Raw genomic sequence first — 20,568 nt, forward strand, 5'->3', positions numbered from 1 at the left:
GATCGGTGACGTCGTGATCGTCAAGAACTCCGAAGACAAGACCACGTTGGCCCCCGACAACGGCCTCAGCGACTGGAACATGCCGTGGAGCGAGTGGGTCGCGGGCAGCACCACCCACTGACGCCACGTCACTCCCCAAGCATCTGAACCTGAATCCCTTCCGCCAGGCGGAGGGCGACACGGTGTCGCCCGCCGCCTGCGGCGTCAGGACGCTCGAGCAGCCTTGCCGCGTGTGGGACCGCGGTTGCGTCACGTCGCCCAACAGACGACCGATGTCGGCGGACCGGTGGGCTGTTCGACACCAGTACTGTGCGCCCATCGCCCGCCAGTCCCGCTTGGTACTGGGCCGGAAGAAGCTGATCGCGAGCAGCGCGAACAGCACGGTGTTCAAGATCACCCGAGGCCACAGGCCATACGCGGCGCCGTCCATCATGCAACTCCCTCCACGGCGCATCCTGCGGTCCGTCCGACAGGCGGCGAGGGCGTGCCCGGCTGCCCCTTCAGGATCGTGGCGGGGGCGGCGAAGACCCGGCCGACATGGCGAGCCAGCCCCATCCGCTGGTATACAGCAGCCGTTTCCACCGTCGTCTCCCACAACCTCCCCTACCGCAAGCGGGCTTGTTCCCGTCACATCAGTAACACGACGGATACACAGCACCGTTGACGCGTTTCAGTGCTGATCCTAGGCTCGCTCGCCATCGGTTCCGGCCAGGGTTCGCACACATGGTCCCGTTCCTTACATGTGTGCGACCGTCCGTCGTCACTGCGATGGCGGGCACTCGGAAACGCCGTTCCGCTCCGTACCGACGACTCGGGAGAGCATGCGAGCAGACGTCGCGCGCCCGGCTGGGCCGCCTCGGCACTCATCACCACTCTGGCGCTGACGGGCGCACTCGCCGGCCCCACCGTCGCGTCAACGGCCGCCGTTTCCGCTCAGACTCCGACCACGGCGGCCGCCACCGCGACCGACGGCATCGCGCACAAGCAGAACGACCGTGTCCCAAAGGGCTCGGTCTGGACCCAGCCCTACTTCCCGTCCTCGGACGGCTCCGGTACCGAACTGCACGGCGACCTGCTGACGCCCGAAGGCGTGCCCGCCGGGCAGAAGGTGCCGATCATCCTCTCCATCGGCCCGTACTTCGGGCACATGGGCCAGACGAACCGCGAGGGCGGACCCACACCGGTCCCTCGAATCGCTTCCAGGACTTCATCGAGGGCAGCGACCTCTTCGCCCATGGCTACGCGTTCCTCATGGTCGACCTGCACGGCTTCGGCGGCTCGACCGGCTGCCTCGACTGGGGCGATCCCGTGAGCAGGCCGACGTGAAGGCCGCGATCAACTGGGCCGCGAGCCAGTCGTGGTCGACCGTCGCGGTGGGCATGTACGGCAAGTCCTACGACGCCGTCACCGGCCTCATCGGCAACGACCTGAAGCAGTCCGCGCTGAAGGCCGTTGTCGCCGGGGAGCCTGTGGGGCTCACAAAGTCATCGCTGCAGGCGGGAGCCCGCGTACCGAGCCCTCGACAGTGGCTGGGATGCTGCACGGGTGATCACCTCGCTGCTGTACCGGGCCACCCGTGCACTGCTGTCCGTGCCGGCGGTACTGCTGCGCCGGGAGACCACCAAGGATGCCGAACTGCTGGTGCTGCGGCACGAGAACGCGGGCGGATCTTCACCATGTACGTCGACGGCATGAGCGACAAGGCCATCGCCGCCCGCCTCACACGCGACAGTATCCCCTGCCCATCCGCCCACGACCCGGGCCGCAATCCCCACCGCGCGAAAACCGCGTGGCAGCAAGGCGCCGTACGGGCCATCCTCATCAACCCCCGCCACCGGCTACGAGGTCTGGAACAAACAACGCAAGGAAGAACGCCTACTCGACATCGACGACGTCACCCTCGGCCACACCACCCGCATGACCCACAACCCCACCGAGCAGTGGATCCACTCCCACGAAACGATCATCAGCCCCAACCGGTTCGACACCGTCCAAACCCTCCGCAGACAGCGCGCCCGCAACCACGGCCGGCAGGAACGAGCCGGAAAACAAGGCGCACGCCCCTACACCCTCCGCGGACGGATCCGATGCACCCTCTGCGGACGAAAGACGAAGCCCGCCACCATCCGCAACGGCGTCTACTACCGCTGCGAATTCAAGGACCAGGAACAGGCCCTCTACCCCGGCCTGACCCCCCCCCCGCACCGTCAACCTGCGCGAAGACATCGTGTGCCAGGCCCTGGACCAGTGGATCGCCCGCGCCTTCGCCCCGACCGACTCACCGCCACCATCACAGCACCCACCCACGCCAGCGCCGCAGCAAACGCCGCAGAGACCCACACACCCGAGCAGGCCCAAGCCCGCCAGGCAATCAAGGACTGCGAACGCCGACTCGCCCGCTACCAGGCCGCCATCGAAGCCGGAGCCGACCTCGCCGTCGTCACCCAATGGATCAACCACGCGCAGAGAGACAAGGAAGTGGCGCGGAAGAAACTCGACGCGCTCCCCGCCGTCACCCGGAAGAAGGAACCCCCACTCGACGCCCAGCAGATCCGCGAGATCACTGAAAGTCTCGGAGACATCACCCAGCACATCCGCACAGCCGACACCGAGAAGAAAGGCCCGCTCTACGAAGCCCTAGGCATCACCATCAATTACGAAAACGCAACAAGGACCGCGACCGTAAGGTCGAGGCCCTCATCACCGTATCGTCAGTGGTTGTAACGTTGTGTCCGAGGGGGGACTTGAACCCCCACGCCCGATAAAGGGCACTAGCACCTCAAGCTAGCGCGTCTGCCATTCCGCCACCCGGACTAGGTGTCTGCCGCCTGGCCGGGGGTGTTCCCCGCGGCGACATGGACAACAATACCAAGGTTTCGGAGTGCCTTTCACCTGCATATCGGGGTCCTGGGAGTGGCTGCACGGGGCCGAAGGAGGGGGTGCGCGGCCGATCACAAAAGGTGACGCGAAGATCACCCAGGGTCCACGCGGGAGGGGCGAAGAGCCCCCGTACCCACACCGTCACTCCGCGATCCGACGCTCCTCCACCACCAGGATCCGCAGGGCCCGCACAAGCGCGTCCGCCGCTTCCTCGCCCAGCGGGTCGAGGAAGCGCCGCTCCATCGCGAGGCGCGCGCGCTCGGCCCGGTCGAGGCAGTCCCGGCCCTCGGGCGTCAGCTCGACGATGTTCTTGCGCCGGTCCTGAGGACTGCGGCGCCGCTCGACCAGCCCCTGATCCTCCAGGCCGTCGACGAGCGCGACCATCGTGGTGCGGTCGACGCCGAGCCGTCCGGCCACCTCGACTTGCGACAACGGGTACTCGGCGGCGAGCACCGCCAGCACCGCGAGCTCGTGGCCGTCGATCCCGAAGGGCGCCAGCGCCTCCGCGGACGCCCGCGCCAGCCGCTGCTGGGCGTGCTTGAGCAGATAGCCGAGCCGGGACTCAAGGGGCACGGGAGGGACATGACGCACTGGAGGTACGGGAGGGCGCTCACCGGTCATGCCGGGAACTGTACCCAAGACTGATTGTCAGCTCAGCTGATGATTGTCTAAGCTGAGCGATATGAGCGATCAACGCGTGCGCTTCGGTATCAAGACCACCCCCATGCACGTCTCCTACGACGACATCCGCCGCGTCTGGCAGGAGGCCGACGCCCTGCCCGAGATCGAGGACGCCTGGCTCTGGGACCATCTGCTTCCGCTCCGCGGCCCCAAGGACGGCCAGATCCATGAGGGTTGGACGCTGCTCAGCGCCCTGGCCGCGCAGACCGAGCGGCTGCGGCTCGGGCTCCTCGTGACCAGCAACCGCATCCGCCCGCCGGCCGTCCTCGGGAAGATGGCCTCGACCGTGGACGTGATCTCCGGCGGTCGGCTGGTCATGGGCATCGGTGTCGGCGGCACCCACCAGCCGCCCAACGCAGGCGGGATCGCCGACGAGAATCCGGCCATCGCCGAGTACGAGGCGTACGGGCTCTCCCTCGTCCCGCCGGGCGAGGGGGTCGCCCGGCTCGGCGAGACGGTCGAGATCCTGCGCCGGATGTGGACGGAGGACGAACCCTTCGACTTCGAGGGGCGTTACTACCGGTTGCGGGGCACGCGGAACGAGCCCAAGCCGGTGCAGCGGCCCGGGCCGCCCCTGCTGATCGGCGGCTGGGGGACTCGACTGCTGCGGCTCGTCGCCGAGCAGGCCGACATCTGGAACATCCCCGGGCCGCCGCACAACGACGTCGAGTTCGTCGCCGAGCGCGGTCGGGTGCTGGACGCGCACTGTGCGGACATCGGACGGGATCCACGTGAGATCACGCGTTCCGTACAGGTCGTCGTCTCGTACGACGATCCCGCCGCCACCCGCGCCACCGTCGCCGACCTCATCGGCATCGGCGTGAACCATGTGGTGCTCGGTCTGCCCCAGCCCTACCCACCAGGTGTCGCCCGCTGGCTGGTGGACGAGATCATCGCAGGAGTCCGCAGGGGTCCGACAGAGCAGGCGGCGCCCTGAGGCGGGTACCGCCCGCCCTCACCTCACGGAACGAGCTGGTACTCGGGGAAGTTGCCCGGCAGCCGCTCCCCCGCCGGTCCCTGTGTGACGGCGCGCACGAGCAGCTCGCCGCCGACGAAGGCGCCGCGCCAGGACGCGCCGAGGCCGCCGAAGAGCTCGTCGCGGTCGCCGCGGGAGCGGGGCTTGCCGCGGCCGACCTTGAACGCGCGGATCTGCGGGGCCAGTCGGGCGTACGTCGCCTCGTCGTCCGTGGACAGCGTGGCGACGAGCGCGCCGTTCGACGCGTTCATCGCGGCGAGCAGCTCCGCCTCGGTGTCGACCAGGACGATGGTGTCGACCGGCCCGAAGGGCTCCGCGTGGTGCAGCGGTGAGGATGGCGGCGGGTTCAGGAGCGTGACCGGTTGGACGTATGCCGCCGTGTCCTGGCCGGGCAGGAAGCGTGCGTCGCTCAGCTTGCCGCGGTGCAGCGGGACGGCGCCGCGGTCGATGGCCTCCGCCACCTGGTCGTGCAGCTCCTTCGCCTTGGCCGCGTTGATGACGGGCCCGAAGTCCAGCGCGGGGTAGGGGTCTTCGGGGTGCTCGACGGCCAGTGGGTGACCGACCCGCAGGGTGCGGACGGCGGGGAGGTAGGCGGCGAGGAACTCGTGGAACAGCGAGCGCTGGACGACGAAGCGCGGGTAGGCGGTGCAGCGCTGCTTGCCGTAGTCGAAGAGCTTGGGGATGACGGCCGTCAGTGCGTCCCAGTCCGTGTGGTTCCAGATGCCCCAGGTGTTGAGTCCCTCCTGTTCGAGTACATGCCGTTTGCCTAGGTCGGCGACGGCGGTGGCCACCGCGGCGCCCGTGTCACGACCGCCGACGAAGGAGACGCAGCCGATCTCGGGCGCGCGGACCAGCGCCTCCGACAGCTCGCCTCCGCTGCCGCTGACGAGGGTGACGGGGATCCCTTCGCGTGCGGCGAGCGCGCCGGCCAGGGTGAGGCAGGCGACGCCGCCGTCGGTCGGGGTCTTGGCGATGACCGCGTTCCCTGCCAATGCCTGTACCAGCATTGCGTGAACGAGCACGCTCATCGGGTAGTTCCAGCTCGCGATGTTGGACACGGGCCCCTCGAGCGGAGCCCGGCCGTCCACCATGGGCTCGATGCCGTCGACGTACCAGCGCACGCCGTCGATCGCCCGGTCCACGTCGGCCTGCGCGAGTCGCCAGGGCTTGCCGATCTCCCAGACGAGGAGGAGGGCGAGCAGCTCGCGGTGCTCGGTCAGGGCGTCGAGGGTGGCCGCGACGCGCGCCCGTCGTTCGGCGAGCGGGACATGGCGCCAGGCCCGGTGCTGGTCGAGTGAGGCCCGTACGGCCTGATGGGCGGTCGCGGCGTTCAGGCGGGGCGGGCCCGCGATGGGGCTTCCGTCGACCGGACTGGTGGCGGGCAGTGCCCGGCCGTCCGCCCGCCAGGCGGCGTCCCAGAGATTGAGGACGCGGTCCTCCTGGAACGCCTCGGGGGCGACGGCGAGGCAGCGCTGCCAGGCGTCGGCCCAGGACGTACCGGACTTCAGGACGAGGGGGGTGTTGAGGGTGGATGCCATTCGGATGTCTCCGCTCTCGGTGCACAGTCGGGGGCGGGAGGTGCCTGGCTCCTGCCGAGCTGCATGGTGCACGGGCCCGGACGAGGAGTGGTCGCATCCGTGCGGAGGAGGACGGTGGTCGCGTCCGCACGGAGGGAAGGGTTCGTACGCGCAGGGTGGTCGCGTACGTACGGAGGAAGGTACTGAGGAGGCTCCGCTCGTGACAGTCACCTCACATCAACTATGAGTGACGTCTCATCTCACCCCTGTGCGGCGACACGCTCCGATTCCAATCGGGTCAGCACCAGCCGGGCCGTCTCGGTCGGTGTGCCGCCCACCCTTACTCCGGCCGCCTCGAGGGCCTCCTTCTTCGCCTGTGCGGTGCCCGAGGAGCCGGAGACGATCGCGCCCGCGTGGCCCATCGTCCTGCCCTCGGGCGCGGTGAAGCCGGCGATGTAGGCGACGACGGGCTTGGTGACGTGGTCGCGGACGTACGCGGCGGCCCGTTCCTCGGCGTCGCCGCCGATCTCGCCGATGAGGACGACGAGTTCGGTGTCCGGGTCGTCCTGGAAGGCGGCCAGGCAGTCGATGTGGGTGGTGCCGACCACGGGGTCGCCGCCGATGCCCACGCACGTCGAGAAGCCGATGTCGCGGAGTTCGTACATGAGTTGGTACGTCAGCGTGCCCGACTTGGACACCAGGCCGATGCGCCCCGGCTTGGTGATGTCGGCGGGGATGATGCCCGCGTTCGACTGCCCCGGAGTGATCAGGCCCGGGCAGTTGGGGCCGATGACGCGGGTGCCCTTCGTGGCGGCGTACGCGTGGAAGGCGACGGAGTCGTGGACGGGGATGCCCTCGGTGATGACGACGGCGAGCCCGATGCCCGCGTCGGCGGCCTCGGTCACCGCGGCCTTGGCGAACGCGGGCGGTACGAACACGACGGTGACGTCGGCGCCGGTCGCCGCCATCCCCTCGCGCACCGAGCCGAAGACGGGCACCGCCCGGTCGTCGAAGTCGACGGTCCGGCCGGCCTTGCGCGGGTTGACCCCGCCGACGACGTCCGTGCCGGCGGCGAGCATCCGCCGGGTGTGCTTCATGCCCTCGCCGCCGGTCATGCCCTGGACGAGAACCTTGCTCTCCTTGGTGAGGAAGATGGCCATGTCCTGTTCCTCCTTCAGCCGGCGGTGGCGAGTCGGGCCGCGCGGTGTGCGGCGTCGTCCATGGTGGTGGCCTGCTGCACCAGGGGGTGCGCGCGGCCGTCGAGGATGGCGCGGCCACGGACGGCGTTGTTGCCGTCGAGGCGGACCACGAGGGGTTTGGTCAACCGCACGGTCTCCAGCGCCCGCACGATGCCGTCGGCGACCGCGTCGCAGGCCGTGATGCCGCCGAAGACGTTGACGAAGACCGATTTCACGGCCGGGTCGGAGAGGATCACGGAGAGGCCGTCGGCCATGATCTGGGCGGAGGCCCCGCCGCCGATGTCGAGGAAGTTCGCGGGGCGGGCGCCGCAGCCCGCGACCACGTCGAGCGTCGACATGACGAGGCCCGCGCCGTTGCCGATGATGCCGACCTCACCGTCCAGTTTGACGTAGTTGAGGCCCTTGGCCGCGGCCGCCGCCTCCAGGGGGTCGTCGTGCGTGGCCTCCTGCTCACCCCAACGCGTCTGGCGGAAACGGGCGTTGTCGTCGAGGGTGACCTTGCCGTCCAGGGCGAGGATCTGTCCCCGGGCGGTGCGTACGAGGGGGTTCACCTCGACGAGCACGGCGTCCTCGCGGGTCAGCACCCCCCAGAGGCGGACGAGAACGTCGACGGTCTCCGGGGGCAGCCCCGCGGCCTCGGCGATCTCGGTCGCCTTCGCCGAGGTGACGCCCACGGCCGGGTCGACGGGAACACGCGCCACCGCCTCCGGGCGGCTCGCGGCCACCTCCTCGATGTCCATGCCGCCCTCGGCCGACGCGATCGCGAGGAAGCGTCCGGCGGCGCGGTCGAGGACGTAACCGACGTAGAACTCGCTCTCGATGTCGACCGGTTGGGCCAGCATCACCTTGCGGACCGGGTGGCCCTTGATGTCCATGCCGAGGATCTGACGTGCCGTGAGTTCGGCGGCGGCCGGGTCGGCGGCGAGTTTGACGCCGCCTGCCTTGCCGCGTCCGCCGGTCTTCACCTGGGCTTTCACGACGACTCGGCCGCCGAGCCGGCGGGCGATCGTGCGTGCTTCCTTGGGCGAGTCCGTGACCTCGGCCCTCGGCACCAAGATGCCGTGTTCCTCGAAGAGTTCCCTTGCCTGGTGCTCGTACAGGTCCATCACCGGCTCCTGACTGCTGTGTCTGTCCGGGGAGCGACTCTCAGACCCCCGAAAAGTGCCGCACGCCCCCTGGACACCACCCACCGGATGCGGGATAACAAGCTTCATACAGTATTCGTCGACTGTATGCAATGTACCGCGAGAGCGTTCCAACCCCCTACGAAGGGACAGGACTTCGCCATGCCCGACGACATCAGCCAGGACTCCATCTCCGGTGGGCATCTGGTCGCCAAGGCGCTCAAAGCAGAAGGTGTGGAGGTCATCTACACCCTGTGTGGCGGCCACATCATCGACATCTACGACGGCTGCGTCGACGAAGGCATAGAGGTCGTCGACGTCCGTCACGAGCAGGTCGCCGCCCACGCCGCCGACGGCTACGCACGCATCACCGGCAAGCCCGGATGCGCCGTCGTCACGGCGGGTCCCGGTACGACCGACGCCGTGACCGGCGTCGCGAACGCCTTCCGCGCCGAGTCCCCGATGCTGCTCATCGGCGGCCAGGGCGCGCACACCCAGCACAAGATGGGGTCCCTGCAGGACCTGCCGCACGTCGACATGATGACGCCGATCACCAAGTTCGCGGCGACGGTGCCGGACACCGCGCGCGCCGCCGACATGGTGTCGATGGCGTTCCGGGAGTGCTTCCACGGCGCGCCCGGCCCCTCCTTCCTGGAGATCCCGCGCGATGTCCTGGACGCCAGGGTGCCGGTGGAGAAGGCCCGGATCCCGGCCGCCGGCCACTACCGGGCCTCGACCCGCTCGGCCGGTGACCCCGAGGCGATCGAGAGGCTCGCCGACCTCCTCGTCCACGCCGAGAAGCCGGCGATCCTGCTGGGCAGCCAGGTATGGACGACGCGCGGCACCGCGTCCGCCATCGAGCTCGTCCGCACCCTCAACATCCCGGCGTACATGAACGGCGCGGGACGCGGCACGCTGCCGCCCGGGGACCCGCACCACTTCCAGCTCTCGCGCCGGTACGCCTTCTCCAACGCCGATGTCATCGTCATCGTGGGTACGCCCTTCGACTTCCGCATGGGCTACGGCAAGCGGCTCTCCCCGGACGCGACCGTCGTGCAGATCGACCTCGACTACCGGACCGTCGGCAAGAACCGGGACATCGACCTCGGCATCGTCGGCGACGCGGGTCTGATCCTGAAGTCGGTCACCGAGGCGGCCTCCGGGCGCCTCAACGGCGGCGCGTCGAAGCGCAAGGAGTGGCTGGACGAACTGCGGGCCGCCGAGCAGACGGCCATCGAGAAGCGGCTGCCCAGCCTGAAGTCGGACGCCTCACCGATCCACCCGTACCGCCTGGTCAGCGAGATCAACGACTTCCTCACCGAGGACTCGATCTACATCGGGGACGGCGGCGACATCGTCACCTTCTCCGGGCAGGTCGTCCAGCCCAAGTCACCCGGGCACTGGATGGACCCGGGCCCGCTCGGGACGCTCGGCGTCGGCGTCCCGTTCGTGCTCGCGGCCAAGCAGGCCCGGCCCGACAAGGAGGTCGTCGCCCTCTTCGGGGACGGCGCCTTCTCCCTCACCGGCTGGGACTTCGAGACCCTCGTCCGCTACAACCTCCCCTTCGTCGGCATCGTCGGCAACAACTCCTCCATGAACCAGATCCGTTACGGCCAGGCCCAGAAGTACGGCCTGGAGCGCGAGCGGGTCGGCAACACCCTCGGCGACGTCCACTACGACAAGTTCGCGCAGATGCTGGGCGGTTACGGCGAGGAGGTCCGCGACCCCGCCGACATCGGCCCGGCGCTCCAGCGTGCCCGGGAGTCGGGCAAGCCGTCGCTGATCAACGTCTGGGTCGACCCGGACGCGTACGCCCCCGGAACCATGAACCAGACGATGTACAAGTGAGGTGCCCCCGATGACCCCGATCACCCCGATCACAGGAACGTCGACCAAGGCTCTCGAAGGCGTCCGTGTCCTCGACATGACGCACGTCCAGTCGGGTCCGTCCGCCACGCAGCTGCTGGCCTGGCTGGGCGCGGACGTCGTCAAGCTGGAGGCGCCGACCGGTGACATCACCCGCAAGCAACTGCGCGACCTCCCCGACGTCGACTCCCTCTACTTCACGATGCTCAACTGCAACAAGCGGAGCATCACCCTCAACACCAAGACCGAGCGCGGCAAGGAGATCCTCACCGAACTGATCCGGCGCTCCGACGTCATGGTCGAGAACTTCGGACCGGGCGCGGTCGACCGCATGGGCTTCACCTGGGACCGCATCCAGGAGATCAATCCGCGGATCGTCTATGCCTCCATCAAGGGGTTCGGGGACGGCCCGTACACCAACTTCAAGGCGTACGAGGTCGTCGCGCAGGCCATGGGCGGGTCGATGTCGACCACCGGTTTCGAGGACGGGCCGCCGCTGGCGACGGGGGCCCAGATCGGTGACTCGGGCACGGGCGTGCACGCCGTGGCGGGGATTCTCGCGGCGCTGTACCAGCGGGAGAACACCGGGCGCGGGCAGCGGGTCAACGTGGCCATGCAGCATGCCGTGCTCAACCTCTGCCGGGTGAAGTTGCGCGATCAGCAGCGACTGACACATGGCCCGCTCGCTGAATATCCCAACGACGACTTCGGCGTCGAGGTTCCCCGCTCCGGCAACGCGTCCGGCGGCGGCCAGCCGGGCTGGGCGGTCAAGTGCGCTCCGGGCGGCCCCAACGACTACGTGTACGTCATCGTGCAGCCCGTCGGCTGGAAGCCGATCACCGAGCTCATCGGACGGCCGGAACTGGCGGACGACCCCGACTGGGCGACCCCGGAGGCCCGGCTGCCACAGCTCACCAAGATGTTCCAGCTCATCGAGGAGTGGTCGGCCACGCTCCCCAAGTGGGAGGTGCTGGAGAAGCTCAACGCCCACAACATCCCGTGCGGCCCGATCCTGTCCACCAAGGAGATCATCGAGGACGAGTCGCTGGTCGCCAACGAGATGGTCGTGTCGGTGCCGCACCCCGAGCGGGGCGAGTTCGTGACCGTGGGCAGCCCGCTGAAGCTCTCCGACTCCCCCGTGGACGTGACCAGTTCACCGCTGCTCGGCGAGCACAACGAAGAGGTCTACGTCGGCGAGCTCGGCCTCGGCGACGAGGAACTTCGCCTGCTCAAGTCGAACGGAGTGATCTGAGTGATGGGCGAAGACCGGATTCTCAGGGTGCGCACGCTCCTCGACGCCGTGCGGGCCGAGGGGCGGAGCGCGCTCACCGCGCCCGAGGGAAAAGTGATCGCCGACGCGTACGCGATCGCCGTCCCCGGCGAGGAACTGGCGACGGACGTCGACGAGGCGGTGGCGTACGCGGCGCGCTTCGGCGGACCCGTCGTGATGAAGATCGTCTCGCCGGACATCCTGCACAAGACCGACGCCGGCGGCGTGATCGTGGGTGTGGACGGCGCGGCGGACGTACGCGCCGCCTTCCACAAGATCGTCGAGAACGCGCGGGCGTACGACCCTGGGGCCCGTATCGAGGGCGTCCAGGTCCAAGAGCTGCTCCCCCAGGGGCAGGAGGTCATCGTCGGGGCGGTGACCGACCCGACGTTCGGGAAGGTCGTCGCCTTCGGGCTCGGTGGGGTGCTGGTGGAGGTCCTGAAGGACGTCACCTTCCGGCTCGCCCCCGTGGACGCCGACGAGGCACTGTCGATGCTGGACTCGATCAGGGCGGCCGAGATCCTGCGCGGGGTGCGTGGCGCGCCGCCGGTGGACCGGTGGGCGATCGCCGAGCAGATCCGCCGGGTCTCCGAACTCGTCGCGGACTTCCCCGAGATCGCCGAGGTGGACCTCAACCCGGTGATCGCCACTCCGGAGGGCGCGGTCGCCGCGGACATCCGCGTGATCCTCGCGGACTCGGTCCCCAAGGAGCGGCGCAAGTACACGCGCGAGGAGATCCTCACGTCGATGCGGCGGCTGATGGAGCCCTCGTCCGTGGCCGTGATCGGTGCCTCCAACGAGCAGGGCAAGATCGGCAATTCGGTCATGCGCAACCTCGTCGACGGGGGCTTCTCCGGCGAGATCCACCCGGTGAACCCCAAGGCCGATGACATTCAGGGCCGCAAGGCGTACAAGAGTGTCACCGACGTTCCCGGTGAGGTGGATGTGGCGGTCTTCGCGATCCCCGCCAAGTTCGTGGCCTCGGCCCTGGAGGAGGTGGGACGCAAGGGGATCCCCAACGCCGTACTGATCCCCTCCGGGTTCGCGGAGACCGGCGAGCACGAGCTCCAGGACGAGATCGTGGCCATCGCCGAGCGGTACGGGATCCGGCTGCTCGGGCCGAACATCTATGGCTACTACTCGACGTGGCAGGACCTGTGTGCCACGTTCTGCACACCGTACGACGTGAAGGGCGGCGTCGCCCTCACCTCGCAGTCCGGTGGCATAGGAATGGCCATCCTGGGCTTCGCGCGCACTACGAAGACGGGTGTTTCCGCGATCGTCGGGCTCGGCAACAAGTCGGACCTGGACGAGGACGACCTGCTCACCTGGTTCGGCGAGGACCCGCACACCGAGTGCATCGCGATGCACCTGGAGGACCTGAAGGACGGCCGCGCCTTCGTGGCGGCGGCGCGCGCGACGGTCCCGAAGAAGCCGGTCGTCGTCCTGAAGGCGGGGCGTACGGCCGCCGGGGCGAAGGCCGCCGGCTCGCACACCGGCGCGCTCGCGGGCGACGACGCCGTGTATGAGGACATCCTGAAGCAGGCCGGCGTCATCCGGGCTCCCGGGCTGAACGAAATGCTGGAGTACGCGCGCGCGTTGCCCGTACTTCCCACCCCCAAGGGCGACAACATCGTCATCATCACGGGTGCGGGCGGCAGCGGTGTGCTCCTGTCCGACGCGGTGACGGACAACGGCCTGTCCCTGATGGAGATCCCGCCGGACCTGGACGCGTCCTTCAGGGCCTTCATCCCGCCCTTCGGGGCCGCGGGCAACCCGGTGGACATCACCGGGGGCGAGCCGCCGTCGACGTACGAGGCGACGATCCGGCTGGGCCTGGAGGACCCGCGCATCCACGCGCTCGTCCTCGGCTACTGGCACACCATCGTGACCCCGCCCATGGTCTTCGCCGAGCTCACCGCGCGCGTGGTGGCCGAATTCCGTGAGCGCGGCATCGAGAAGCCCGTGGTGGCCTCGCTCGCGGGTGACGTCGAGGTCGAGGAGGCCTGCCAGTACCTGTACGAGCGGGGGGTCGTGGCTTACCCGTACACGACGGAGAAGCCGGTGGCCGTGCTCGGCGCGAAGTATCGCTGGGCGCGGGCGGCGGGCCTGTTGGGGGGCGGTTCATGAGGTGAACCAGGGCGGGGGGGGCCGGCGGTGCGCGTCGGCCGCCCCCAGGACCCGTGCGCACACGAAAGGCATTTGGACAGGGGGCGCTGGCCAGATCTTTCGACGCGAGGGGTGCTGAACCGACATGACAACCACCGACCTATCGACATCCGTCCCCTACAGGGAGGTGACGGATCGCAACGGCCGCCTGTACCGCATCGGTGAGACCGATCGGGACATCATGGGGCGACCACGCTGGACCATGGTGCTCTTCCCCTGGATGGGGATGCTGGGCATCAGCTCCTCGGAGTACGCGTTCACCTCCGCCGAGGACACCCTCCACGACGCCCATCTCTGGGGCAGTGGGCACATCTTCTGGCTGATGGGCGTCTGGATATTCTTCCAGGCCGCCGTCGCCTTCCCGGCCGGGCAACTGCGGGAGAGCGGACGGCTGCCCGCGCGGTACGCCATGATGCTCGGCGCCCTGGGCACGGTCCTGGGGTACCTCTCGCTCGCGTTCGCGCCGCATGTGACCGTCGCGTACATCGGCTTCGGCATGTTCAGCGGTATCGGCGCCGGCCTGGTCTACGCGACCTGCGTGAACATGGTCGGCAAGTGGTATCCGGAGCGCAAGGGCGGCAAGACGGGCCTGGTCAACGGCGGTTTCGCCTATGGCTCGGTGCCCTTCGTCTTCCTGTTCACCTCGTACATGGACCTCGGCAACTACCAGGGCGTCCTGGTGACGGTGGGCCTGGTCTGCTGTGCCGTGGTCGCCTTCGCGGGCTGGTTCTTCAAGGACCCGCCCAAGGGCTGGTGGCCCCCACACGTGGACCCGCTGAAGGTGTCCGACGACCCGAGGATCCGCCGGGCGCTGGAGAAGAACCCGCCGGCGGTGAAGCAGTACACCCCCAAGGAGGCCGCCCGTACGCCCGTTCTCTGGATGATGTGGTTCTGTCTGCTGTGCACCGCCGGGATCAACATCTTCGGCATCGCCTTCCAGGTGCCGTTCGGCAAGGACATGGGGTTCGCGGGCGGGATCGTGGCCACCGCGATGTCCCTGAAGGCGATCGTCAACGGCACGGGCCGCGGCGTGATCGGCTGGATCTCCGACCGCTTCGGACGCCGCAACACACTGATCATCGTCTGTCTGGTGCTGGGCTCCGCCCAGTTCGGGGTGCTGATCTCCGGCCAGATGGGCAGCATGCCGTTCTTCCTGTTCTGCTCCATGGTCTCCGGCTTCGGCGGCGGGGCGATCTTCCCGCTGTTCGCGGCCATGACGGCGGACTACTTCGGCGAGAACAACAACGCGTCCAACTACGGAATGGTCTACAGCTCGAAGCTGATCTCGGGCCTGGTGGGCTCGGGCATGGGCGCGGTCGTCGTCGGCGCGTGGGACTACCACGGGGCCTTCGTGCTCGCGGGCTCCATCGGCCTCGCCTCCGCCGTGCTGGCGCTGTTCCTCAAATCACCGGGCCGGCCGAACGCCCGGAGCATCGTCCCCAACCCGCAACCGCTCGGCGAGGAGATGGCGTGACATGACGACAGAACCCATCGCCACCCAGGGCACGTCGGCCACCGCCGGCGCCTCGAACCGCTCGTACCGCGAAGTCACCGACGCCCGGGGCCGTGTCTACCGGATCGGTGAGACGGACCGCGACATCCTCGGCCACTCCCGCAAGTTCATGGTGTATCTGCCGTGGATCGCCATGATGGCCATCAGCGTCTTCGAATACGCGTACGGCTCGGCCGAGGACACCCTGTCCCACGCCCACGGTTGGACGCAGAGCAACACCTTCTGGATATTGAGCGTCTGGGTCTTCTTCCAGGCCGGCATAGCCTTCCCGGCGGGCTGGCTGCGGGAGCGGGGCATCCTCACCGCCCGCAGGGCCATGTACATCGGCGCGGTCATGTGTGTGATCGGCTTCCTGGCCCTCTCGCACCTGAGCAACGTGCTGCTGGCCATCCTGGGCTTCGGCGTCATCGGCGGCCTCGGCTCCGGCCTGGTGTACGCGACCTGCATCAACATGGTCGGCAAGTGGTTCCCCGAGCGCCGGGGCGCGCGGACCGGATTCGTCAACGGCGGGTTCGCGTACGGCTCCCTGCCGTTCATCTTCATCTTCAACTACGCGTTCGACACCGGGAACTACCACCGTGTCCTGGACCTCATCGGCTGTTACGTGATGATCGTCGTGCTGTCCTGCGCGTTCTTCTTCAAGGACCCGCCGAAGAACTGGTGGCCCTCGGACATCGACCCGCTGACATACGGCGGCAACAGCAAGACCTCCGCCGCCCTCGCCAAGAACCCTCCCGCGGTGAAGCAGTACACGCCCAAGGAGGCCATCAGGACGGGTGTGCTGCCCCTGATGTGGATCACGCTGGTCATGACCGCGGGCGTGTCGATCTTCGGGATCTCCTTCCAGGTCGACTTCGCCAAGGAGGTGGGCTTCGGACCGCTGGTGGCGGCGTCCTCCATGGGCATCATGGCCGTCATCAACGGCATCGGGCGGGCCGTGGTGGGCTGGCTGTCCGACACCTGGGGCCGCAAGCTGACCCTGGTGTTCGTCATCGTCGTGCTGGGGCTCGCGCAGTTCGGGGTGATCTGGGCCGGTGACATCAAGAGCGAGTGGCTGTTCCTGTTCTTCGCCTTCCTCTCCGGGTTCGGCGGCGGCGCGTTCTACCCGATGTTCGCGGCCCTGACCCCGGACTACTTCGGCGAGAACTACAACGCCACCAACTACGGCCTGGTGTACAGCGGCAAACTGATCAGCGGCCTGTTCGGCGGCGGTCTCGGCTCGATGGTGGTCGCGGCCTGGGGCTACAACGGCGCGTACGCGCTGGCCGGCGGTATCTCGATGTTGGCGGCGGCGATCGCGTTGCTGCTGAAGCAGCCGGGGCGCGACAGCGAGGTACACACTCCCCAGCCGCAGCCCGCGAGCTGAGAGGTCTCCTGGTCAACGGGTTGAGAGATTCTCCTACCGGCACGGAGCACGGATCGGGCGGCCCTCCCCACGTGGCGTGTTGTGGGGAGGGCCGCCCGGTGCACTGCCGCGAAGCTAGTGACGCCGCTTGCGGAGAGCCGCGAGGTTGTCGTAGCCGATCTTCGCGTGCGTGAGTGACTGCCCGGGATCCGTGGCGCTCGGGGCGTTGTCCTGCTCGACCATCGGGTTGTGGTAGTTCCGGTCACCGACGCGCGAGAAGAACGTGGTGTAGTCGATGACGCCGGTGCCGAAGGGCACCATGTCGTAGCCCATGCCGTTCGTCGTGTTGACGACGCCGTCCTTGGCGTGGAAGAGCGGGTAACGCTTGTTGTTGCGGACGACGAGCCCGGCGGGATCGAACACCTTCTCCTGGGTGGAGCCGTCGTGGGCCGTGTACGTGTGGAACTTGTACTGGGCCACGTGCGCCCAGAAGATGTCCATCTCCAGCCAGACCACCTTCGGGTCGGTGATCTTCAGGAAGTACTCCAGCTTGCGGATGCCGGAGCTGCGGGTCGGGTTGCCCTGGGCGTCCAGCGGACCCCCGTCGAGCAGGAAGCCGTACGCCGCGTCGTGGTTGTGGGTGTACAGCTTGAGGCCCTCGCGGCGGGCGATCTCGCCGAGCGCGTTCCACTTGTCGGCGGCCACGTCCCAGTCGGCGCGGTAGGCGCTGCCGGTGGGGTCGCCACCGGTGCCCATGTGCGCCATGCCGAGGATGTTGGCGATCTCCAGGTGCTTCTTGAAGGTGTCCAGGTCGGTCGTGGTGAGGGGCCAGGACGGGGGTATGAAGCCGTGGTTGCCCTGCGCCCGCAGCCCGTACTCGTCGAGCCAGGAACGCAGCAGCTTGGCGCCCTGCACGGACTCCAGGCTCGCGCCGCCGGGAGCGTTGGCGTGCTGGCCGTATCCGGCGAACTCCACCTGCCGGTAGCCGAAGCGCGAGAGCTGCTTGAAGACCTCGCGGAATCCGGAGGGCAGGTCGGTGGCGAGCGGGTCGCGGCCCGTGGCGTCCCGGACGGTGTAGAGGATGATGCCGCGCCTGTTCGCGGGGACGAGGACGTCACCGCCGTGGTCGTGGTCGTGGCCTCTGCCCCGGTCCTGGGCCAGGGCGGGCGAGGCACCGAGGACGGGTGCCGCGATCGCCGCGGTCGCGGCGGCGGTGCAGGTGCTCAGAAAGCGGCGGCGGTTGAGGCCGAGCGCGCGGCGCAGGGCTTCGCCGGTCGCGGGTTCGTCGTTGAAGGCGGTCACGGTTTCTCTCTTTCGGATCGGTGTACGGCTTTGACGGGTGCCGTTGGGTCTGCTGCTCGTGCGCAGGTCAGAGGCGTGCGAAGCGCTCGCCGGACGCGTTGTCAGTGGCGCGTGCTTCACTTTCCGTAGTCGCTCGTCACGCCTTGTCAGGCCTCGTCAGGTGAGGCCGGCCAGGTCGAGCAGCAGGGATTTCACTTCGGTGGCCGCGATGCGGCCGGGGGCGGTGTGGGGGGTGGAGCAGATGAGGAGCGGACCTTCGTCGTCGCTCGTGGGAAGGCGGCCGTGGCTGCCGCGAATAGGTGAGGGATCCAGCGGCACGACCGCCATGCGGTAGCGCAGGCCGAGCTTCTTGCGGGCCAGTGCCGTGGCCGCCTTCACCTTGACGTAGGGGTCGAGGGGATCCATGAAGAGTTCGACCGGGTCGTAGCCGGGTTTGCGGTGGATCTCGACGAGCTGCGCGAAGTCGGGCGCGCGGGCGTCGTCGAGCCAGTAGTAGTACGTGAACCAGGCGTCCGGCTCCGCGACGGCGACGAGTTCGCCGGAGCGCGGATGGTCGAGGTGGTGGGTCTTCTTGCCCTCGTCGTCGAGGAGCCGCTCGATGCCGGGCAGGTCGGCGAGGGCTGCCTTGGTGGCCTCCAGGTCCTCGGGGCGGCGCACGTAGACATGGGCGATCTGGTGGTCAGCGACCGCGAAGGCTCGGGAGGTCATCGGGTCGAGGTACTCCATGCCGTCCTGCGTGTGCACTTCGAGGAGTCCGGCGCGGCGCAGGGCGCGGTTGATGTCGACGGGGCGGTCCGCGCGGGTGATGCCGTACTCGGAGAGCGCGACGACGGTGCGGCCTTCCGCCTTCGCGTCGTCGAGGAGGGGAGCCATGGCCGCGTCGAGGTCCGCGGCCGCCTGGAGGGAGCGCGGGTCGTCGGGGCCGAAGCGCTGGAGGTCGTAGTCGAGGTGAGGGAGGTAGCAGAGGGTCAGGTCCGGCCGGCGGGTGCGGTTGATGTGGCGGGTCGCGTCGATGATCCAGCGGCTGGAGACGAGGTCGGCGCCGGGACCCCAGAAGTGGAACAGGGGGAACGTGCCGAATTTCTGGGTGAGTTCGTCGTGCAGGGCCGGGGGCCGGGTGTAGCAGTCGGGTTCCTTGCGGCCGTCGGCGTAGTAGACGGGACGGGGAGTGACGGTGATGTCGGTGTCGGCGCCCATGGCGTACCACCAGCAGATATTGGCGACCGTGTAGCCGGGACGCGCGCGCCGGGCGGCGTCCCACAGCTTGTCGCCGGACACCAGGCTGTTGTGCTGCCGCCACAGCAGTACGTCGCCGAGCTCGCGGAAGTACCAGCCGTTGCCGACGATGCCGTGCTCGGACGGGTGGGTGCCGGTGAGGAAGGTGGACTGGGCGGCGCAGGTGACGGCGGGCAGGACGGTGCCGAGCGGGGCGCGGAAACCGGACTGGCCGAGGGCCTTGAGGTGGGGCATGTGGTCGAGGAGACGGGGGGTGAGGCCGACGACGTCCAGGACGAGGAGAGGAGTGGGGCCGGCCGGCTCCTGTGGTGGTGGGGTCACGGCAGCTCCTTCAGGCCGAGGTCCGTCAACAGGTCGCGGGCGAGGGTGAGTTCGGCGGCGATGCCGTCGGCGAGCTGGGCGCGGGCACGGGGGCGCAGCTCCGGCGGGAGGGCCTGCCAGGTGTAGGTCTCGACCTCCAGGTGGTGGGTGAGGGGGTGTGGGCCGCCGACGAGGCGGGTCAGTGCGGCCCGCAGGACGGGGAGTGTGGAGGTGAGGGGTGCGGCGGGGGCCGCGTGCAGCGGGACGTGGAAGTGGGCGCGCCACGGGGAGGCGTCGGGCAGGGCGTCGCCGGCGAGGGCCTCGCCGAGGTCGTCGGTGCCGCGCAGGCCCGCGGCGGTGCGGGTGCGGGTCTGGTGCAGGAAGCGGGGTTCGTCGAAGGCGGCGAGGGCCGCGCGGACTTCGGGGAGATGGGGGTGTTCGGCGTGCAGGGCGGCTGAGAGCTGGGATTTGACGATGGGGACGCGGGCCTGTGCGAGCGCGTCCAGGGCGGTGTGCGGGTCTTCGAAGGAGGTGGCGAGATGGCAGGTGTCGACGCAGATGCCGATGCGGTCGTGACCGATCGCGGTGAGCGGGGCGAGGGCGTCACGGGTGGTCTCGACGGTGCAGCCGGGTTCCGGTTCCAGGCCGATGCGCAGGGAGCGGCCGGTGAGTTCGTGGAGGGCGTCGAGGCGTTCGGCGAGCGTGGTCAGCGCGGTGTGCGCTGCCGTCGCCCGCTCCTGGTCGTATGCGGTGCGCCAGGCGAGGGGCAGGGTGGAGATGCTGCCTACGGTGACGTCGTCGGGCAGGAGCTGGGCGAGGACTCGGGCCAGGTCGGTGGTGTGGGCGAGGCGTTCGGGGTCGGCCCAGTCCGGCTGGTAGACGCGGTACTTGACCTCTTCGGCGCCGAAGCCTTCGTAGGGGAAGCCGTTGAGGGTGACGACTTCGAGGCCTCGGTGTTCGAGTTCATTGCGCAGGCCGCGCAGCGCGGAGGGGTCGGTGACGAGGGCGTGGGCGGCGTCCCTGGCCAGCCACAGGCCGATGCCGAGGCGGTCGCGGCCGAGGCGGCGGCGGACGGGTTCGCAGTGGTCGCGGAGTTGGGCGAGGACGCCGTCGAGGGTTTCGGCCGGGTGGACGTTGGTGCAATAGGCGAGGTGGACGGTGGAGCCGTCGGGATGGCGGAAGCGCATCGC

General features: G+C 69.0%; 15 protein-coding genes, 1 tRNA gene and 2 pseudogenes. 10 read left to right on the forward strand and 8 right to left on the reverse strand.

Translation table 11 applies throughout. The features are described 5' to 3' along the window. Positions 1 to 865: 865 nt before the first annotated feature. The 4 genes and pseudogenes from KVT44_RS19085 to KVT44_RS19100 form a co-directional block, all read left to right on the forward strand. Positions 866 to 1,472, forward strand: a pseudogene (locus KVT44_RS19085) (CocE/NonD family hydrolase); the annotation flags it as partial. A gap of 73 nt (positions 1,473 to 1,545) precedes the next feature. Continuing rightward, a complete protein-coding gene (locus KVT44_RS19090) occupies positions 1,546 to 1,695 on the forward strand; it encodes a hypothetical protein (RefSeq protein ID WP_308314053.1) in 150 nt (49 codons plus the stop codon). 29 nt (positions 1,696 to 1,724) lie between these two features. Then, a pseudogene (locus KVT44_RS61060) lies at positions 1,725 to 1,841 on the forward strand (hypothetical protein); the annotation flags it as partial. Between the two features lie 76 nt (positions 1,842 to 1,917). Beyond that, positions 1,918 to 2,724, forward strand: coding sequence for a hypothetical protein (locus tag KVT44_RS19100; protein WP_217567887.1), 807 nt, complete (start codon positions 1,918 to 1,920; stop codon positions 2,722 to 2,724). 5 nt (positions 2,725 to 2,729) lie between these two features. On the opposite strand, the gene KVT44_RS19105 is transcribed toward KVT44_RS19100, so the two are convergent. Then, positions 2,730 to 2,814 (reverse strand) — tRNA-Leu (locus tag KVT44_RS19105). Positions 2,815 to 3,021: 207 nt separating this feature from the next. Next, a complete protein-coding gene (locus tag KVT44_RS19110) occupies positions 3,022 to 3,453 on the reverse strand; it encodes a MarR family winged helix-turn-helix transcriptional regulator (RefSeq protein ID WP_229888697.1) in 432 nt (143 codons plus the stop codon). A gap of 109 nt (positions 3,454 to 3,562) precedes the next feature. On the opposite strand from KVT44_RS19110, the gene KVT44_RS19115 reads away from it, so the two are divergent. Next, positions 3,563 to 4,498 (forward strand): LLM class flavin-dependent oxidoreductase, encoded by a 936-nt coding sequence (locus KVT44_RS19115; protein ID WP_217567889.1) that lies wholly within the window; start codon positions 3,563 to 3,565, stop codon positions 4,496 to 4,498. 23 nt (positions 4,499 to 4,521) lie between these two features. On the opposite strand, the gene KVT44_RS19120 is transcribed toward KVT44_RS19115, so the two are convergent. The 3 genes from KVT44_RS19120 to sucC all read right to left on the reverse strand — a co-directional run bounded on the left by KVT44_RS19120 (position 4,522) and on the right by sucC (position 8,359). Next, complete coding sequence (locus KVT44_RS19120; RefSeq protein WP_217567890.1) at positions 4,522 to 6,075, reverse strand: aldehyde dehydrogenase family protein; 1,554 nt, start codon at positions 6,073 to 6,075, stop codon at positions 4,522 to 4,524. Between the two features lie 239 nt (positions 6,076 to 6,314). After that, complete coding sequence (gene sucD / locus KVT44_RS19125; protein ID WP_168497618.1) at positions 6,315 to 7,214, reverse strand: succinate--CoA ligase subunit alpha; 900 nt, start codon at positions 7,212 to 7,214, stop codon at positions 6,315 to 6,317. Positions 7,215 to 7,228: 14 nt separating this feature from the next. Beyond that, positions 7,229 to 8,359: an ADP-forming succinate--CoA ligase subunit beta gene (gene sucC, locus KVT44_RS19130; RefSeq protein WP_217567891.1), complete on the reverse strand. Its 1,131-nt coding sequence runs from the start codon at positions 8,357 to 8,359 to the stop codon at positions 7,229 to 7,231. Between the two features lie 180 nt (positions 8,360 to 8,539). Here sucC and KVT44_RS19135 point away from each other — a divergent pair, with 180 nt between their 5' ends. The 5 genes from KVT44_RS19135 to KVT44_RS19155 all read left to right on the forward strand — a co-directional run bounded on the left by KVT44_RS19135 (position 8,540) and on the right by KVT44_RS19155 (position 16,561). Continuing rightward, positions 8,540 to 10,225, forward strand: a complete 1,686-nt coding sequence (locus tag KVT44_RS19135) for a thiamine pyrophosphate-binding protein (RefSeq protein WP_099919724.1) — start codon at positions 8,540 to 8,542, stop codon at positions 10,223 to 10,225. Positions 10,226 to 10,235: 10 nt separating this feature from the next. Then, positions 10,236 to 11,495: a formyl-CoA transferase gene (frc, locus tag KVT44_RS19140; RefSeq protein WP_217567892.1), complete on the forward strand. Its 1,260-nt coding sequence runs from the start codon at positions 10,236 to 10,238 to the stop codon at positions 11,493 to 11,495. A gap of 3 nt (positions 11,496 to 11,498) precedes the next feature. After that, complete coding sequence (locus KVT44_RS19145) at positions 11,499 to 13,643, forward strand: acetate--CoA ligase family protein (RefSeq protein WP_217567893.1); 2,145 nt, start codon at positions 11,499 to 11,501, stop codon at positions 13,641 to 13,643. A 124-nt stretch (positions 13,644 to 13,767) separates the two neighbouring features. Next, positions 13,768 to 15,156: an OFA family MFS transporter gene (locus KVT44_RS19150; RefSeq protein ID WP_099919726.1), complete on the forward strand. Its 1,389-nt coding sequence runs from the start codon at positions 13,768 to 13,770 to the stop codon at positions 15,154 to 15,156. 1 nt (position 15,157) lies between these two features. Then, positions 15,158 to 16,561, forward strand: a complete 1,404-nt coding sequence (locus KVT44_RS19155; protein ID WP_217567894.1) for an OFA family MFS transporter — start codon at positions 15,158 to 15,160, stop codon at positions 16,559 to 16,561. A gap of 114 nt (positions 16,562 to 16,675) precedes the next feature. On the opposite strand, the gene KVT44_RS19160 is transcribed toward KVT44_RS19155, so the two are convergent. The 3 genes from KVT44_RS19160 to eboE all read right to left on the reverse strand — a co-directional run bounded on the left by KVT44_RS19160 (position 16,676) and on the right by eboE (position 20,565). Then, positions 16,676 to 17,842 (reverse strand): sugar phosphate isomerase/epimerase, encoded by a 1,167-nt coding sequence (locus tag KVT44_RS19160; protein WP_217567895.1) that lies wholly within the window; start codon positions 17,840 to 17,842, stop codon positions 16,676 to 16,678. A gap of 156 nt (positions 17,843 to 17,998) precedes the next feature. Next, a complete protein-coding gene (locus tag KVT44_RS19165; protein WP_217567896.1) occupies positions 17,999 to 19,399 on the reverse strand; it encodes a nucleotide pyrophosphatase/phosphodiesterase family protein in 1,401 nt (466 codons plus the stop codon). Then, complete coding sequence (gene eboE / locus KVT44_RS19170; RefSeq protein ID WP_217567897.1) at positions 19,396 to 20,565, reverse strand: metabolite traffic protein EboE; 1,170 nt, start codon at positions 20,563 to 20,565, stop codon at positions 19,396 to 19,398. Before eboE ends, KVT44_RS19165 begins: the two co-directional genes overlap by 4 nt. Positions 20,566 to 20,568: the final 3 nt, after the last annotated feature.

The sequence above is a fragment of the Streptomyces sp. GbtcB7 genome, assembly GCF_019091445.1.
Lineage (GTDB): Bacteria > Actinomycetota > Actinomycetes > Streptomycetales > Streptomycetaceae > Streptomyces > Streptomyces mirabilis.

Bases quoted from the DNA above. Each gene is read 5' to 3' on its own strand.
- KVT44_RS19100 (WP_217567887.1), top strand. From the start codon at position 1,918: ATGACCCACAACCCCACCGAGCAGTGGATCCACTCCCACGAAACGATC.
- KVT44_RS19115 (WP_217567889.1), top strand. From the start codon at position 3,563: ATGAGCGATCAACGCGTGCGCTTCGGTATCAAGACCACCCCCATGCAC.
- KVT44_RS19120 (WP_217567890.1), bottom strand. From the start codon at position 6,075: ATGGCATCCACCCTCAACACCCCCCTCGTCCTGAAGTCCGGTACGTCC.
- sucD (WP_168497618.1), bottom strand. From the start codon at position 7,214: ATGGCCATCTTCCTCACCAAGGAGAGCAAGGTTCTCGTCCAGGGCATG.
- sucC (WP_217567891.1), bottom strand. From the start codon at position 8,359: ATGGACCTGTACGAGCACCAGGCAAGGGAACTCTTCGAGGAACACGGC.
- KVT44_RS19135 (WP_099919724.1), top strand. From the start codon at position 8,540: ATGCCCGACGACATCAGCCAGGACTCCATCTCCGGTGGGCATCTGGTC.
- frc (WP_217567892.1), top strand. From the start codon at position 10,236: ATGACCCCGATCACCCCGATCACAGGAACGTCGACCAAGGCTCTCGAA.
- KVT44_RS19145 (WP_217567893.1), top strand. From the start codon at position 11,499: ATGGGCGAAGACCGGATTCTCAGGGTGCGCACGCTCCTCGACGCCGTG.
- KVT44_RS19150 (WP_099919726.1), top strand. From the start codon at position 13,768: ATGACAACCACCGACCTATCGACATCCGTCCCCTACAGGGAGGTGACG.
- KVT44_RS19155 (WP_217567894.1), top strand. From the start codon at position 15,158: ATGACGACAGAACCCATCGCCACCCAGGGCACGTCGGCCACCGCCGGC.
- eboE (WP_217567897.1), bottom strand. From the start codon at position 20,565: ATGCGCTTCCGCCATCCCGACGGCTCCACCGTCCACCTCGCCTATTGC.